Origin of the sequence: Streptomyces sp. AC555_RSS877 (assembly GCF_019049245.1) — a bacterium.
Classification (GTDB): Bacteria; Actinomycetota; Actinomycetes; order Streptomycetales; family Streptomycetaceae; genus Streptomyces.
In genome coordinates this window covers 28,922-43,799 of record NZ_JAGMUK010000181.1, presented here as the reverse complement: position 1 = coordinate 43,799, position 14,878 = coordinate 28,922, and the positions used below count along the sequence as shown (strand labels likewise).

13 protein-coding genes and 3 pseudogenes are annotated in these 14,878 nt (G+C 68.9%); 5 read left to right on the top strand and 11 right to left on the bottom strand.

The genetic code is table 11. The features are described from left to right. Window positions 1–105 precede the first annotated feature (105 nt). From KUM49_RS38685 to KUM49_RS38680, 3 genes are all read right to left on the bottom strand, one after another. The gene (locus tag KUM49_RS38685) at window positions 106–1,338 is read right to left on the bottom strand and encodes an MFS transporter (RefSeq protein ID WP_308406949.1); all 1,233 of its coding nucleotides are present in this window, start codon (window positions 1,336–1,338) and stop codon (window positions 106–108) included. Further along, window positions 1,332–1,622: a hypothetical protein gene (locus KUM49_RS50445; RefSeq protein WP_308406948.1), complete on the bottom strand. Its 291-nt coding sequence runs from the start codon at window positions 1,620–1,622 to the stop codon at window positions 1,332–1,334. Before KUM49_RS50445 ends, KUM49_RS38685 begins: the two co-directional genes overlap by 7 nt. 197 nt (window positions 1,623–1,819) lie before the next feature. Continuing rightward, the gene (locus tag KUM49_RS38680; RefSeq protein WP_217241633.1) at window positions 1,820–2,314 is read right to left on the bottom strand and encodes a PaaI family thioesterase; all 495 of its coding nucleotides are present in this window, start codon (window positions 2,312–2,314) and stop codon (window positions 1,820–1,822) included. Between the two features lie 104 nt (window positions 2,315–2,418). Here KUM49_RS38680 and KUM49_RS38675 point away from each other — a divergent pair, with 104 nt between their 5' ends. Further along, window positions 2,419–2,886, top strand: a complete 468-nt coding sequence (locus tag KUM49_RS38675; RefSeq protein WP_217241632.1) for a helix-turn-helix domain-containing protein — start codon at window positions 2,419–2,421, stop codon at window positions 2,884–2,886. Window positions 2,887–3,266: 380 nt separating this feature from the next. On the opposite strand, the gene KUM49_RS38670 is transcribed toward KUM49_RS38675, so the two are convergent. Further along, on the bottom strand, window positions 3,267–4,328 hold the full coding sequence (locus KUM49_RS38670; RefSeq protein ID WP_217241631.1) for an alkene reductase: 1,062 nt from the start codon (window positions 4,326–4,328) through the stop codon (window positions 3,267–3,269). 312 nt (window positions 4,329–4,640) lie between these two features. Then, complete coding sequence (locus KUM49_RS38665; RefSeq protein WP_217241630.1) at window positions 4,641–5,432, bottom strand: SDR family oxidoreductase; 792 nt, start codon at window positions 5,430–5,432, stop codon at window positions 4,641–4,643. Window positions 5,433–5,817: 385 nt separating this feature from the next. Here KUM49_RS38665 and KUM49_RS38660 point away from each other — a divergent pair, with 385 nt between their 5' ends. After that, the gene (locus KUM49_RS38660) at window positions 5,818–6,396 is read left to right on the top strand and encodes a TetR/AcrR family transcriptional regulator (protein WP_217241629.1); all 579 of its coding nucleotides are present in this window, start codon (window positions 5,818–5,820) and stop codon (window positions 6,394–6,396) included. A gap of 435 nt (window positions 6,397–6,831) precedes the next feature. Here KUM49_RS38660 and KUM49_RS38655 read toward each other — a convergent pair whose 3' ends face one another. Beyond that, on the bottom strand, window positions 6,832–7,341 hold the full coding sequence (locus KUM49_RS38655; RefSeq protein ID WP_217241628.1) for a helix-turn-helix domain-containing protein: 510 nt from the start codon (window positions 7,339–7,341) through the stop codon (window positions 6,832–6,834). Between the two features lie 158 nt (window positions 7,342–7,499). Here KUM49_RS38655 and KUM49_RS38650 point away from each other — a divergent pair, with 158 nt between their 5' ends. Then, entirely contained in the window at window positions 7,500–8,513 is a 1,014-nt protein-coding gene (locus tag KUM49_RS38650) for an NADP-dependent oxidoreductase (RefSeq protein WP_217241627.1), read from the top strand. Window positions 8,514–8,738: 225 nt separating this feature from the next. Here KUM49_RS38650 and KUM49_RS38645 read toward each other — a convergent pair whose 3' ends face one another. Then, a complete protein-coding gene (locus KUM49_RS38645; RefSeq protein WP_217241626.1) occupies window positions 8,739–9,749 on the bottom strand; it encodes an enoyl-CoA hydratase/isomerase family protein in 1,011 nt (336 codons plus the stop codon). Window positions 9,750–9,816: 67 nt separating this feature from the next. After that, complete coding sequence (locus KUM49_RS38640; RefSeq protein WP_217241625.1) at window positions 9,817–10,977, bottom strand: iron-containing alcohol dehydrogenase; 1,161 nt, start codon at window positions 10,975–10,977, stop codon at window positions 9,817–9,819. A 129-nt stretch (window positions 10,978–11,106) separates the two neighbouring features. On the opposite strand from KUM49_RS38640, the gene KUM49_RS38635 reads away from it, so the two are divergent. Next, on the top strand, window positions 11,107–12,069 hold the full coding sequence (locus tag KUM49_RS38635) for a LysR family transcriptional regulator (RefSeq protein ID WP_217241624.1): 963 nt from the start codon (window positions 11,107–11,109) through the stop codon (window positions 12,067–12,069). A 31-nt stretch (window positions 12,070–12,100) separates the two neighbouring features. Here the strand turns inward: KUM49_RS38635 and KUM49_RS38630 are convergent. Continuing rightward, a pseudogene (locus KUM49_RS38630) lies at window positions 12,101–12,883 on the bottom strand (RNA-guided endonuclease InsQ/TnpB family protein); the annotation flags it as partial. Here KUM49_RS38630 and KUM49_RS38625 point away from each other — a divergent pair. Continuing rightward, window positions 12,879–13,178, top strand: a pseudogene (locus KUM49_RS38625) (TetR/AcrR family transcriptional regulator); the annotation flags it as partial. The pseudogenes KUM49_RS38630 and KUM49_RS38625 overlap by 5 nt on opposite strands. A 228-nt stretch (window positions 13,179–13,406) precedes the next feature. Here KUM49_RS38625 and KUM49_RS38620 read toward each other — a convergent pair. Both KUM49_RS38620 and KUM49_RS38615 read right to left on the bottom strand, forming a co-directional pair. Further along, window positions 13,407–14,114, bottom strand: a pseudogene (locus tag KUM49_RS38620) (alpha/beta fold hydrolase); the annotation flags it as partial. Window positions 14,115–14,215: 101 nt separating this feature from the next. Continuing rightward, window positions 14,216–14,851 carry a hypothetical protein gene (locus KUM49_RS38615; protein ID WP_308406947.1) on the bottom strand — a complete coding sequence of 212 codons (636 nt, stop codon included), beginning with the start codon at window positions 14,849–14,851 and terminating at the stop codon, window positions 14,216–14,218. Window positions 14,852–14,878 lie beyond the last annotated feature (27 nt).

Below are 14,878 nucleotides of genomic sequence, written 5' to 3'. Positions count from 1 at the left end.
GCGGCTGTCCGGGGGGCTCGTCCGCAGCGACGAAAGAGGCGGCGTCAAACGAGCCCTGCTGACGCCGCCACGCCAGGCCTCCGTACAAACCTCCGGACAGGCCTCCTACATACTCCTGGGCACCTCGGACTCGGTCACGGCATCCCGGTCCGCTGCCACGTCGTCGGCATGGTGCTGCGCCACCTGGATGTGCCGCAGGCCGAACCAGGCGACCAGCGCTATCAGCGCGAAGGCCGCCCCGGCGAGAACGAAGCTGAGGGTGAACTGCGATTCGGCGGGCAGCGCCGGGGAGCCGGCGGGGACGTGCCCGACGCTCTTGGAGGCCAGCACAGTGGTGATCACGGCGCTGCCAATGGCGCTGCCGGTGGAGCGGGAGATGGAGTTGATGCCGTTGGCTATGCCGCTCTCGCGCTGCGGCACGGCAGCGACGATGATCGCCGGCATGGCCGCGTAACCGAGACTGATGGCAGCACCCACGAACGCGCCCGCCGTGATGACCGACGCGGTGCGGCCGTGGTCCAGGGCCAACCAGGCGAAGCCCGCCGTGCCGCTCGCCGAAGCCAGCACCAGGACCAGTCGCGGACCGTACCGACGGACCAACCGACCGCCGACCGGGGCGGCGAGCAGCGACACCACGGTGCTGGGCAGCAGGTACTCCACCGAGGAGCGCAGCACACTCGCGTCGAATCCGTATCCCGCGACCCTCGACGGCATCTGGGCCAGGTATGACACGCCGATGATGAAGACGAACGTGCCGTATCCGACCAGGAGCCCGGCGAGATTGGCGAAGAGCACCGGCCGGTGGGCGAACATCCGCATGTCGACCAGCGGTTGTGGCACCTGCCGCTCGACCAGCGCCCATACGGCACCCATGGCGACGGCACCGGAGAAGCAGCCGATCGTACGCAGTGAGGACCAGCCCCACTCGTGCCCCTGGGTGATCGGCAGCAGAAGCAGCACAAGAGTCGCGGCGAGGGTGAGGGTGCCGAGGATGTCGGTTCGGCCACCGGTGGTGTGGCGGGTGGCCGGCACCAGGGTGAGGACAGCGATGAGGACGATGACGGCGAGACCCGTGGCCAGCCAGAACACGCTGCGGTAGTCGGGGTGGGAGCCGGCTGTGAGCAGACCGGCGGCGACGAGGGCGATGCCACTGCCGAAGGCGAAGGCTCCACTGGTCATCGCCAGCGCCGCCGGGAGCTTCGGCGGGCGGATCTCTTCGCGCAGGATGGACAGGGAGAGGGGGAAGATCGCGGTGGCGGCGCCTTGCAGCACCCTGCCGGTGATCAGCCACAGCAGGGAGTGCGTGGTGGCTGCCAGGAGGGTGCCGGCGATCAGCACCAGCAGTACCCCGACGAGGGTGGGCTTCTTGCCGTGCTGGTCGCGAAGCGGCCGAGCAGGGGCGTGAAGACGGCGGCTGACAGCAGGGTGGCGGTGGTGACCCAACTGGCGCCGGCGGCGGTGGTGTTCAGGCTGTCCTGGATCAGGCTGAGGATCGGCACGACCAGCGTCAGCATCATCGACACGATCATGGCGGCGAGGCTCATCGCCAAGACGATGACCTGCTCGCTCCTGTGCCGCCCGGCGGCGACGAGGGCGATGCCACTGCCGATGCCGGTGCTCATGGGTACGAAGTCCTTCGGATCGCGCCAGGGACGTCAGGTACGACGGTTACCAGGAAGGCTGCGGCAGCGTACGGAACGCGGCTCGCCGCGTTCGGCCGGGCGAATTGATGCGTACCAGCAGTGGTATGACCGTCAGCCGAGGTCGCGGTCGCGGTCGGGAGCGCTGCCCGGTGGGAGCGTGAAATGCCCGTCGCGGTTCAGGACGCGGGGAGAGGGAAGAGCAGGCAGCTGCTGGTGGCGTGGGCGAGCAGTCGGTCCTTCGCGTCGACCAACTGGGCCTGTGCGAGAGCGGTCTGGCGTCCCTGGTTGACGACCGTGCCGATGGCGCGCACCGTGCCCGTCTCCACGGTGATCCGCCGCAGGAACTTCACCGTCAGGTCGAGCGAGGTGTACGCCACGCCCTGCGGGAGGGTGGACTGGACGGCGCAGCCCGCCGCCGAGTCGAGCAGAGTGGCGAAAATACCGCCGTGGACGCTGCCGATCGGGTTGTAGTGCTCCTCCCCCGGCGTCAGCGAGAACACCGCCCTGCCTGGCTCCACCTCGTCCAGCGTGAAGTCGACGGTGGAGCTGATCGGCGCCCTCGGCAGCCGCCCCGCCTGCACCTCGCGCAGGAAATCGATGCCGGCCATGCGTCCGGCGGCCTCCGCCGAGATCGCGGGATCTTCCCATTGATACGTACGCGTTCGCCCCACGGTCCAGCGCCCTTCCCTCTGACTCCCCGCTGACTTTTCCAAGTGAAGCTAGACTTTCGCGCACCTGACTGTCAATGACGAAGCCAGGCGCTTACGATGGCGGGATGGAGTGGCTCGAGACGAGTACGGAGAACTGCCCCGTCCAGCGCACGCTCGACGTGATCGGGGAGAAATGGACACTGCTGATCCTGCGTGACGCCGTCAACGGAGTCCGCCGCTTCGACGACTTCCACCGCCACATCGGCCTCTCGGAAGCCGTCCTCAGCGACCGCCTCCGCAAGCTCACCGCGGCCGGCATCCTGAAAACCGTTCCCTACCAGGAACCCGGCAGCCGCCCCCGCAACGAATACCGCCTGACCCACAAAGGCTGGGACCTGTGGCCCGTCCTGATGGCACTCACCCAGTGGGGCGAGACCTACACCCTCGGCCCCGACGGCCCCCCACTGGACATACGCCACACCGACTGCGAAGCCCCGGTCCGCGTCGTCGTCCAGTGCTCCACAGAACACACCACCCTCACTCCCCGCGAAGTCACCGCCCGACCGGGGAAAGGCGCCCGCCTCCGCACATGAGCCATCGACCCCGCGGACTGCGGCGCCGAGGAGCGAAGACGTGGGAGGTCGCGTCTGGACGACGTCCGGAGACGGCACGAAGCCGTCGACTTCCCGGCCCAGCAGCGCGGCGGCCCGGAAGTCGGTGGGCTCGGTCGCGTGGCGCTGTGCGCGCATAGCTGAAGCCCCCGTCGCGATCGGCCGTCCCGACCGTCGTCTGCCGGACCGGGACGAGATCACGCCGCATCCACCTCGGACGGGGGCTTCGCCCCTGCGACCAGAAATTCCGCGAACGCGGCGGCTTCCAGGCTCAGTTCAACGGCAGCGCGCTCAGACACGTGGCACCTCCACGGGGCCATCTGGGCATACCGGCCCGCCAGGACCGGTATGGCCGGGCTTTGTCAGGCGGTGAGGGTGGGGTAGTCGGTGTAGCCGGCCTCGCCGCCGCCGTAGAACGTGGCGAGGTCGGGGGTGTTCAGCGGCGCGCCGGTGTGCACGCGCTCGACCAGGTCGGGGTTGGCGAGTGACATCACGCCGACGGTGACGATGTCGGCCAGGCCGTCTTCGATGTCCTTCGCGCGGGTGGCGATGTCGGTGCCGGCCCGGTTGAGGACGAGGGTGGTCGGCCACAGCTTGCGGAGGGTGTGCAGGAGTTCGTCGTCGCCGCCGTGGCCGATGTGCAGGTAGGCGAGGTTGAGCGGGGCGAGGGCGCGTACGAGTGCCGGGTACAGCTCGTGGGTGTCGCTCTCCGCGATGTCGTTGAACGGGTTGCCGGGAGAGATCCGCAGGCCGGTGCGGCCGGCGCCGATCTCCTCGGCCACGGCGGTGGCGATCTCGACGGCGAAGCGGATGCGGTTGTCGATGGAGCCGCCGTACTGGTCGGTGCGCTGGTTGGTGTTGGTGGCGAGGAACTGGTGCGGGAGGTAACCGTTGGCGCCGTGGATCTCGACGCCGTCGGCGCCGGCCGCGATGGCGGCCGCGGCGGCGCGCCGGAAGTCGTCGACCGTGGCGGCGACCTCTTCGGTGGACAGTTCGCGCGGTACGGGCATTTCCTTGGGGCCGGACAGGGTGAACATCTCACCCGCCGGCTGTACCGGGGAGGGGGCGACCGGCTGCCGGTGGTGGGGGGTGTTGTCGGGGTGGGACATCCGTCCGGCGTGCATGAGCTGGATGACGATGCGTCCGTCGGCCTTGTGCACGGCGTCGGTGACCTTGCGCCAGCCGGCGATGTGCTCCTCGGAGTAGATGCCGGGGGTGAGCAGGTAGCCCTGTCCGTCGGCGTTGGGCTGGGTGCCCTCGGTGATGATGAGGGCGTGGGAGGCGCGCTGGGTGTAGTACTCGGCGTTCAGCTCGGTGGGTATGCCTTCCGGGGTGGACCGGTTCCGCGTCATGGGGGCCATGGCCAGCCGGTGCGGCAGGGAGATCTCCCCGGCGACGATCGGGTTCCACAGGGCGTTCGACATTGATGTTCCTCGCAATTAAGGGGTAAGTGGGAGCTGTGGGTGGCGGGTTGCCGCGGGTGGCGCGTACACGGTGACCGGTCGGATGGGCCGGTGACGCTCCATCAGTGGAAGGCGGACTGCGTGGTGGGGCAGTTGATCGTGCGGACGGGCTTGCCGCCTACATCGCCGTCGCAGTGCTGGGCCCCGGCTGTCTGTCCAGGGGGAAGGACGGCGAGTGCGTCGGCCTCTCCCCACGCCAAGGGCACATCGGTGGTGGACAGCGGCGGCCGTGCCGTTGTCGTAGAGGGACTCCGCACCGGAGTCGAGCGGTGGTCAGCCGCGGTAGCGATCGGCCGGAACCCGCAGCGACAGGTTCGGCACGAGCGCCTGACGCGCCTTCTCGAACGACTCCCAGTCGCTGATGTCCGGCAGCGACAAGATGGTGACGGGCTCCCCGGCGTCGAGGCCGGCGAGCGCCGCGTCGACGGCGTCGTCCACGTTCATGACGATCTCGTCGGGCAACGTCGCGAGGTCGACACCGGAGCCGTCCCAGAGATCCGTGCGGACAGCGCCCGGCAGCACGGCCTGCACGACGACGGGGCTCTCGGCGAGTTCCTGCTGCAGGGCCTGGGTGAACGTCAGCACGTAGCTCTTGGTGCCGCTGTAGACGGCGCTGACGGGCAGGATGTTGAGAGCCATGGCAGAGGAGATGTTCACCACCGTGCCGCGCCCGCGGGCCGTCAGCCCCGGCAGGACCGCGATGGTCAGCCTGGTCAGAGAGGTCACATTGAGGTTGATCAGCGCCTCGTAGGCCGCCGCGTCGGAGCCTGACAGCGGCGTGAGCAGCGCACCGCCGGCGTTGTTGACCAGCATCTCGATGCTCTCGTCGGTCCGCAGACGCTCCTCGACCACGGAGAGCTGCGCCGCATCGGTGAGGTCGGCGGAGACGATGTCCACCGCACGGCCCGTGCGGCTGCGGATGTCCGATGCCAGCGTTTCCAGCCGCGCAGTGTTCCGGGCCACCAGGATCAGGTCGTAGCCCCGGTCGGCAAGCCGCTGCGCGTAGGCGGTACCCAGGCCGGCGGACGCACCGGTGACGACAGCGGTCTTGTTCTGCGTGGTCATGGGGGGATCTCATTTCTGGGCTGGTGGATGGGCAGGGGCCAAAGCGTCGGCCTCGCTTTAGATTACGATAGATATCTAACACGGTCCAGCCAACGGCCCCGACGCCGCCGACCCCCGCCCGGAGAATGCTCAACATGCGCGCGGGCCTACAGGGTTGGCGGCCGATCAGATCGGAAGGAGACCCCCTCCTGGCGCGCGGTCGCCGTGGACGGTCTCCCGTACGGCCCCCACGACGAACGCCGGGTCTCCAGCCCGGCAGCCCCTCGGTGAGCCCTTCGCCTGCGACATCGAGAGAGAGTCGTACGGAGAGAACGCGCCGCGGCCGGCCGACCGGCACTTCGCGTATGATAGATGCACTTCACTATCTAACGTGGGCAGGTGGGTAATGAGTCGCGTTTCGCAAGCACAAGCACTCGAGAACCGCAGGCGCGCGGTCGCCGCGGCCTCCCAGCTCTTCCGGGAGCGCGGCGTGAACGGCATCAGCGTCGCCGATCTGATGAAGTCCATCGGGTTGACCACGGGCGGCTTCTACAAACAGTTCCCCTCCAAGGAGGCCCTGGTCGCCGAGGCGGCTCACGCCGCTTTCGGGGACCTTGACCTGCTCCTGGCTTCGTTCGATACGGCTCACGGCGATCACGACACCGCGCGCGGTGCCCTCGTCGACTACTACCTGTCGGCCGAGCACCGCGACCAGCCCGGCACCGGTTGTCCCACCGCGGGATTCGCAGGGGACATGGCTCGCGAGCCCACAGCCGGGGAGGTGCGTGAAACGTACGCAGCCGGAGTCGAGGAATTCGCCGCGTGGATGTCCACCGACACCAACGACGGCCTTCCCATCGTGGCCACCCTGGTCGGCGCGATCCTGCTGGCCCGGGCCACGGCGGGCACAGAGCTGTCGGAGAGGATCCTGGAGTCGAGCCACAAAGCCCTGACCGCACCACACGGGCTTGACTCGGAGTCCTGAGCACGGGCTGTCCGGCTGGGGCCCAACGGCACATGACTGCAGGGTGGTTGGGCTCCTCAACAAGATGGTCTCCATGCGTTCCGCAGGGACGCGCTTCCCGTAACCGATCTCCGGAGCCCGCGCGCTGCCAGCGTCCCGGACGTGACCGACGGCCGCCGGCATTACGGGCATCGCCACCGATCCCGCAGCCGCGCCGACACTGATCGCCCACGACGCCGTCGGTCTGCTTCTGTCGGCCGAGATCCGACGCGTGCGCGTCTGCGGCGCGGACGTGTGCCCTGCACTTCCCCGACCGCTCCCCGCCCACAACCGCCGCCGCGGCCCCCTGCCCGACTGCGGCATCCGCACCAAGATCCGTCTCTCCACCAGGCCCGGCCAGACGGGGTACACCCGGCAGACCGAGTCACCACGACCTCGGGCGCGACCTCGCTCAGCTCACCCGGCGGGCCTCATACGAAATGCGGGGCCGGGGATGCTCTCGATGTCTTTCGGCTGCACCGCGTGACCCCGTTCGCAGCGGATCCGGGCGTCGACGTGCGCGCCGCATTCACGGTGTCGCGCCAGTACGGCCGGACCCTCCGGGTCGGCGCGGTAGCGGTCGCCCCACTGCAGGAGCCCCATCACGGCCGGGACCAGATCCATGCCCTTGGGCGTGATCACGTACTTCGGCCGGCGCCGCGATCCCGGTTCCTTGTAGGTCTCGGTCGCCAGGATCCCTTCCTCCACCAGCATCCGAAGCCGCGCCGCGAGGAGGTTGCGAGGACAGCCGAGGACGCGTTCGACGTCGCTGAAGCGGGACGAGCCGTACCAGACCTCACGCAGGATCAGGATCGTCCACTTCTCACCCACGACCTCCAGGGTCCGGGCGATCGAGCAGTTCGACATGTCCCGGTCGAGACGGGGGTCCCTGCCCGCGTCCTGAAGAGCTTCGATCCTCGCGTCCATGGGGAGATACTAAACCTCTGAGTTTACTTTTCCATACTCAGTCGGTAGCGTCATCACCAGCACATCAACCCGGCCGTACCCGAAAAAAACGGGCGCGCAGGGGGACCTGCGCGAAGAATCACATCGACCATCGCAACGCACATGGAAAGGCGGCCGGCATGAAGGCCTTCGTCGTCGAGAAGTACGGCAAGGACGGCGTCCGCGCCGCAGAGGTGCCCGAGCCCACCGTCGGAGACCGCGACGTCCTGGTCAAAGTAAGCGCCGCCAGCATCAACCCGCTGGACAAGATGGTCCGCAACGGGGAGTTCAAGCAGATCCTGAAGTACAAGCGTCCGTTCGTGCTCGGCCACGACGTGGCGGGCGTGGTGACGCGGGTCGGTTCCGCCGTACGCGGCTTCGAGGTCGGCGACGAGGTCTACGCCCGTCCGCGCGACCTGCGGGTGGGAGGCTTCGCGGAGTTCATCGCGATCGACGTGGACGATGTCGCGCCGAAGCCGGCCTCACTCTCCCTGGAAGAGGCAGCCGCGGTGCCGCTGGTGGCCCTGACCGCCTGGCAGATCCTCGTCGAGCGGGCGCACGTGAAGCCGGGGCAGAAAGTGCTCATCCACGCCGGAGCCGGAGGGCTCGGGTCCACGGTCATTCAGCTCGCCAAGCACCTCGGCGCCACGGTGGCGACGACCGCGAACACCAGGTCCGAGGAGTTGGTCAGGAGCCTCGGCGCCGACATCGTCGTCGACTACACCAAGGAAGACTTCTCCAAGGTGCTGTCCGGCTACGACCTGGTGCTGGACTCCCTGGGCGGAGCGAACCTCGAGAAGTCACTGACCGTACTGAAGCCCGGCGGCCTGGCCATCAGTGTCGTCGGCCCGCCCGACGCCGGCTTCGCCAAGCAGCTCGGCGCCCCCTCCGTCCTGGGCCTGATCATGAACACCCTCAGCCGCAAGATCCGCAAGCAGGCCAAGGCGCTGGGCGTGCGCTACGAGTTCCTCTTCATGCAGGCCAACGGCTCCCAGCTGCGCAAACTCGGCGCCCTCTACGACAGCGGGAAACTCCGCCCGGTCATCGACAGCACCTTCCCCTTCGACCAGACGCTCGAGGCGATGGCGCACGTGGAGCAGGGCCGCACCAAGGCCGGCAAGGTCGTGGTCTCGATGGTGTCCGACAGCGACTGACACCAGGCCGCTCACGGACCCTCTGTCCGGCGCGGTCGCCGGAAGGGCAATGACGTGGGCTCTCGACGCGCATGACGGAGACATGACCGACTGGTGGCGCCTTCCGGACCCGCTTCCGACCCGTGACAACCCGGTCGGCGGGGGCGCGCTCCCGTCTCGTTGAAGCGCGCCCTTCCAGCACGACCGGCCACTTGCGCAAGGCGATGTCCCCCACGGCCGACATGCTCAGGCCGGCGGTGTCCGTCCGTCGAGCGACGCACGTTGCCAGTCGGGAGTACGGTCCTTGTCGACCAGGGCCGCACGGACGCCCTCCAGGAAGTCCGACGTGCGGATGGTCGTGCGCGTGAGGGCGAGTTCGTCGTCGAGGCACTCGCGCAATGTGCGCTGCCTGCCTCGGGCCAGCAGAGCGTGAGTGATCTCCAGGCTCTGCGGCGAGGCGGCCTCCAGGGCGGCCAACGCGCCTGCCGCCCAGGGGGTGTCGCGGTGACGCAGGCGTTTCTCGATCTCGCCGAGGGCCGGCGCGCCGAACGCCCAGTCCACGTCCCCGCGCACCTCCGCCAGCCTGCTCTTCGCCACCGGGGAACGGCCGGCGAGACGGTTCAGGACCACGTCCACCGGGTCGCCGGGGTTGTCGGCCAGGGCGTCCCCGACCGCGTCGATCCCGTCCGCGGGGACGTAGTGCGTGGCCAGCCCCGTGTACAGGGTGTCGGCCGCGTCGAGCCGATGCCCGGTCAGTCCCAGGTACATGCCGATCGCGCCGGGCAGCCTCGGCAGGAAGTAGCTGGCCCCCACGTCCGGGAAGAAGCCGATCCCGGTCTCGGGCATCGCCAGCATCGCGCGCTCGGTGACGACGCGGAAGCCGCCGTGGACGGACAGACCGAGACCGCCGCCCATGCACACGCCGTCGATGAGCGACACGACCGGCACGGCATACTCGGCGATCCGGGCGTTGAGCCGGTACTCGGAGGCGAAGAACCGCTCACTGGCCTCGGCGTCCCCGGCGAGGCTGTGCTCGCGGATCGTGCGGATGTCTCCGCCGGCGCAGAACGCCTTCGTACTGGTACTGGCGATCACCACAGCGGACAGCGGTGCGTGCTCCCACTCGGCGAGCACACGGTCGATGGCGACGACCATGCCGGTCGTCAGGGCGTTGAGCGCCTTGGGCCGGTTCAGCAGGATGCGGCCGACGCCCCGGTGGACGTCGGCGACGATATCGCCCGCAGCGGTGTCAGTCATGGGTCAGCACCTCGTCGTCCGCACGGATATGGCTGTCGTGGCCATCACGTTCCTCACTTGCCGGGTGTCAGGCGTAGATCTGTGTGTAGAGATCCTGGATCTCTTCCACGGTGGGTACGACGGGGTTGTTGGCGGGGGATCCGGACGCGAGCGCCTGTTCGGCCATGAGGGGCAACAGGCGAAACCACTCGTCCTTGTCGATGCCGTGGGCTTGGGGGGTGGGCACCTCGAGATCCTGGCACAGGGAGCGGAGCGCCTCGACGAGCCGGTCGGCGGCCAGGGCGTCGCTGTCGCCGTCGGTGGCGACTCCGAGTGCGCGGGCGCAGTCGGCGTACCGGCTGTCGGCGGCGGGCACGGAGAACGCGGTCACCGCGGGGAAGAGCATCGCGTTCGACAGTCCGTGGGCGACGTGGAAGTGAGCGCCGATGGGGCGGCTCATGCCGTGCACGAGCGCCACGCTGGAGTTGGAGAAGGCGATGCCGGCCTGGGTCGCGGCGAGCATCATCGCCTCGCGAGCCTCGATGTCTCCTCCGTCGGCGTAGACCCGGCGGAGGTGCCGGCCGATGGTCCGGATCGCGTTCAGGGCGAGGCCGTCGGAGAACGGATTGGCCTTACGGCTCACGTACGCCTCGACGGCATGGGTGAGAGCGTCGACGCCGGTGTCGGCGGTCAGCCGGGGCGGCATCGACAGGGTCAGTTCGAAGTCGACGAGGGCGGCGACCGGCAGGAACGCCGGCCCCGGGCAGAGCATCTTCTCGTCCGTGGCGCTGTCGGTGATGATGGTGAACTGGGTGGCCTCCGAGCCGCTGCCGGCGGTCGTCGGGACCGCGATCAAGGGAAGCGCCGGGCCGAGGTTGGTGTGCGGGGCCTTGTAGTCCCGCATCTGCCCGCCCTGGACGCCCAGCAGGCCGAGGGCCTTGGCGGTGTCCATCGGGCTGCCGCCGCCGAATCCGATCACCGAGTCCGCCCTGTGCTCCCTCAGCACCGTCAGGCCCGCGTCGAGCGAGTCGGTCGTCGGGTCCGGGACGGTGCCGGCGAACAGGGACGGCTGCAGCCCGGCATCCCTCAGCGTCGCCATCAGTCGTTCCGCCGCGCCGGTCCCGGCGAGGAAGGCGTCCGTCACCAGCAGCGGGCGGCGCAGGCCCAGCCCTGCGACGACGTCGCCCAGCTCGCCGACGGCACCGCCGCCGACGCGCAGGATCCGCAGGAGGGAAATGCTGGCAACCATGGCGGCCCTCTCACCAAGAACAGCGGGGGCACATCGCGCCCACTGCCCCGACTGTGCGGTGCCGCGCTGTGTGCAATCAACCACCAATAGCGCACACCCACTGTGCAGAAATGCAGATACGGTCAGGCCGTGCTCCCTCACTCCCCGGACGAGAACCTCGCTCCGCAGCCGACCGGCTCCCATCGATCCGTCGATCCGCGCAAACTCCGTGCGGACGATCTGCGCTACCTGCTCGCGGTGTCCCGTACCGGACGCCTGGTGACAGCCGCCGACGCACTCGGCGTGGATCACACCACCGTGTCCCGCCGAATCGCGGCACTGGAGAAGAGCATCGGCCTGCGACTCATCGAACGGGGCGCTGAGGGATGGACGCTGACGGACATCGGAAGAGCGGTCTCGGAGAACGCACGCGCGATCGAGGAGGCCATCGACCGGGTGGTCGACGCCGTGGCGGGCCAGGACTCACCGTCCCTGCACGGCACGGTGCGCGTCAGCGCGCCCGACGGCTTCGGCACCGCCTTCGCCACACCCGCCCTCGTACGGGTACGCCGCCGGCACCCTCACCTCCAGGTCGAACTCATCACCGCGACGCGGCAGCTCGCCCTGCGCCCGTCCGGCTTCGACCTCGCCCTCGTCATCGGCGTTCCCTCCAGCAGCCGCCTCGTGACCGAGCACCTCACCGACTACACGCTGGGGCTCTACGCCAGTGACGACTACCTCACCCGCAACGGCCGCCCGGAGACGGTGGCCGAGCTGCGCGAGCACCCGCTCATCTTCTACATCGAGTCGATGCTGCAGGTCGGCGACCTCGACATCGAACGCCACCTTCCCGGAATGACCCCGGCCTTCTCCTCGACGAACGTCTTCGCCCAGCTGGAAGCCACCCGGCAGGGGGCCGGCATCGGCGTCCTGCCGGCCTTCCTGACCCGGCGGACGCAGCTGCGCCGGCTCCTCGCCGACGAGATCGACATCCAGCTCCCCATCACCCTGGCCGTCCGCCGCGAGGCCGTGACACATCCCGCCGTACGCGCCCTGTGGACCGCTCTACGGCATGAGGTCGCCGAACGGGCCGACGATCTGATGCCGCATTGACTTCCTCCCCCCCCGTGAACGAGGGGGATTCCTACGGCTCGCGCCGTGGGGTTTTCTGCTTCGTCGCCGACTGCCCGCCCGGAGAACTCCGTTGAGGTCTTACACCGGCTCCACAGACTGTCACCGCCAGCCCGGCGGCCAGAAGGTTCTTCGCCGCGTTCACGTCCCGGTCATGGGTCGTACCGCAGTCGCACGTCCACGTACGGACGCTGAGCGGCATCCTCTCCTGCAACGTGCCGCAGACGGAGCGCGGTCTGGAGGAGGGGAAGAAGCGGTCCACCGCGATCACTTCCCGCCCGTACCAGGCGGCCTTGTACTCCAGCAGGGATCGGAACTCGCTCCAGCTCGCGTCCGAGATGGCCCGGGCGAGCGTGTGGTTCCTGACCATGTTGCGCACGGTCAGGTCCTCGATCACGAGCGTTTGGTTTTCACGCACGAGACGGGTGGTGAGCTTGTGGAGCATGTCGCGGCGCCGGTCGGCGATCCGGGCGTGGACCTTGGCCACCTTGCGCCGGGCTTTTATCCGGTTGGCGCCGTCGCCCTTGGCCTTGCGGGACAGCTTGCGCTGGGCCTTGGCGAGTCGGGCGCGGTCGCGGCGTTCGTGCCCGGAGTTGGCGATCTTCTCCCCGGTGGAGAGGGCCAGCAGGTGGTCCAGGCCGACATCGATGCCGACCGCGCTGTCGGCGGCGGGGAAGGGCTGGACGGACGGGTCGTCACACAGCATCGAGACGAACCAGCGTCCGGCGGCGTCCTGGGACACGGTGACGGTGGACGGCTGCGCTCCTTCAGGCAGCGGCCGGGACCACACGATGTCGCCCGAGCACCGGGACCACCCCGGCTTCGGATGCCCCTCCGCCGCCCTGCTCGACGAGATCGGCCGCTGCGGAGACGCGACCAAACAGGCCTACACCGATGGCACACGGGACGTCGTGGAGGAAGTCGCCGCCCGGCTGGCACCCGAGGACCCGCAGTCCGCTCGCGCCAAGGCCATCGGACTCTTCACCATGATGGTGGGGACGTTGCAACTGTCGCGCGCCCTGTCCGACGGCAAGTTCGCCGACGAGGTCCTGGAGCAGGGAATCAAGAACGCCCTCGCATTCATGGGGTGAGCAGAAGGCCTACGGCCGCCCATGGTCTCGCAGGAGGCTTCTCCGCGAGGCCCGTTCTTGCGTCGACGTTGATGCGTCAGCATCTGCGTCGACGTTCTTGCGTCGAGCACCCTTCGCCGGACTCCAGGGCTCAGAAAACTCCGAACGGGCACCTCGAGCCGCCCGCCCCACCGGGCGTCGCGGCTCCGAGGCAACGCCCTCGGCCCAAGCGACGGCTGCACCGCCCGCCTACTGCCGGGCGAGGAATTCGAGCGTCGTCTCCACGAACTGGTCATGGAACTGGAAGATGCCGCCATGGCCGGCGTCGGGGTAGACGACCAACTCGCTGTTCGGCAGTCGCTGGGCCAGGTCGTACGAGTTCTTCGTCGGCACCATTCTGTCGTGGTCACCATTGGCGACGAGCACGGGCTGCTGGATGCCCGAGAGATCGTGGGGCCGCTCCAGGCCCCAGCGGTGAATGGCCTTGAGCTGGTTGCTGTACGCAATGAGGGACATGGTCTTGTCCCGGTCGGCGGTGCGCTCCTGCAGGCGGCCCACGAACTCCTTGCCGGCCCGACGCCCGGCGGCGGTGCGGGTGAAGAAGAGGAACTGCTTCACGTCCCGGAAGGTGAGCAGGGATCGGACGGTGTCGAGATGGGACAGCACCGTCACGTTCCTGATGCCCTCACCGCCCGCGGGACCGGTGCCGCTGAGGATCGGCTTGCGGACGAGCTGCGGGTCGGTCTGCACGATCACCTGGGCGATCATGCCGCCCATCGAGAAGCCGTGAAGGTCGACGTGCTCCAGCCCGAGCGCCCGGATGAAGGTGACGGCGTCCTTCGCCATCTCCTGGATGGTGCGCGGGGTCGAACCCGTGGAAGCGCCGACGCCCCTGTTGTCGAACGTGATGACGTGATGCTTGGCGGCTGCACTGACCCGCCCAGGTAAGGCCCGGCATGGTCGCCATGCTCCGGCCGCGCACCTCCGGCATCATCGGGCCGGGCAGCTTGGTCTGCCCGGCGTCGCGCGCGGTCCTTGCCGAGTTCCGCTCGAACCGCTCACTCACGTTCTGCGGGTGAGTCCGCCGACCTGAACCTGGTCGGCGGGGCGACGACCAACTCGGTGTCCGGGTCGTGGTCGGTCCGGGGAGGGCCTGCGACGATCATCGTGGCGCGGGCCCACGGCTGTTCTCGCAACAGGAACGGCAATTCCTCCGACAGCCAGTTCGCCACGTGCTCCCGTTGCTCGGGTGAGTCACCGTCACGGACGACCAACAAGCGCTCTTGCTCGTCGAGGTCCCCCTGCATCCACACCGAAGCGTCCAACCACAAGGCAAGCTCTTCGCGGATGATGCCGGTGCCCTCGACCCAGACAAAGTCGGTACGGGCGGGGATGGTGATCGATCCTGGCCGGTCGTGGGTGATCCAGGCATCGGGGCGGAAGTCCACCGCCTCACACCGGTGCAGGGGTTGCAGGATGTTCTCGACGAGCACGGCGCCCCAGTCGAAGTAGGCGTGGTTCCAGGCGATGTCGTCGGTGTGCACGATGGCGGAGTTGGGCACCACCTTGCGCAGCCGCCCGGCCAGGGTCGTCTTGCCCGCGCCGCCCCGGCCGTCGATCGCAATCACTCGTGGCCGTCCGGTGACGTCGGGTGATGCGTCGCGCAGCTGCCGTACGGCGTCGAGCACGGTCACCACCCTCCAGCCAACGGCCTCGGTCTC

Bases quoted from the DNA above. Each gene is read 5' to 3' on its own strand.
- KUM49_RS38670 (WP_217241631.1), bottom strand. From the start codon at position 4,328: ATGTCGAACGCCCTGTGGAACCCGATCGTCGCCGGGGAGATCTCCCTG.
- KUM49_RS38640 (WP_217241625.1), bottom strand. From the start codon at position 10,977: ATGGTTGCCAGCATTTCCCTCCTGCGGATCCTGCGCGTCGGCGGCGGT.
- KUM49_RS50445 (WP_308406948.1), bottom strand. From the start codon at position 1,622: ATGAGCACCGGCATCGGCAGTGGCATCGCCCTCGTCGCCGCCGGGCGG.
- KUM49_RS38655 (WP_217241628.1), bottom strand. From the start codon at position 7,341: ATGGACGCGAGGATCGAAGCTCTTCAGGACGCGGGCAGGGACCCCCGT.
- KUM49_RS38645 (WP_217241626.1), bottom strand. From the start codon at position 9,749: ATGACTGACACCGCTGCGGGCGATATCGTCGCCGACGTCCACCGGGGC.
- KUM49_RS38660 (WP_217241629.1), top strand. From the start codon at position 5,818: ATGAGTCGCGTTTCGCAAGCACAAGCACTCGAGAACCGCAGGCGCGCG.
- KUM49_RS38650 (WP_217241627.1), top strand. From the start codon at position 7,500: ATGAAGGCCTTCGTCGTCGAGAAGTACGGCAAGGACGGCGTCCGCGCC.
- KUM49_RS38675 (WP_217241632.1), top strand. From the start codon at position 2,419: ATGGAGTGGCTCGAGACGAGTACGGAGAACTGCCCCGTCCAGCGCACG.
- KUM49_RS38665 (WP_217241630.1), bottom strand. From the start codon at position 5,432: ATGACCACGCAGAACAAGACCGCTGTCGTCACCGGTGCGTCCGCCGGC.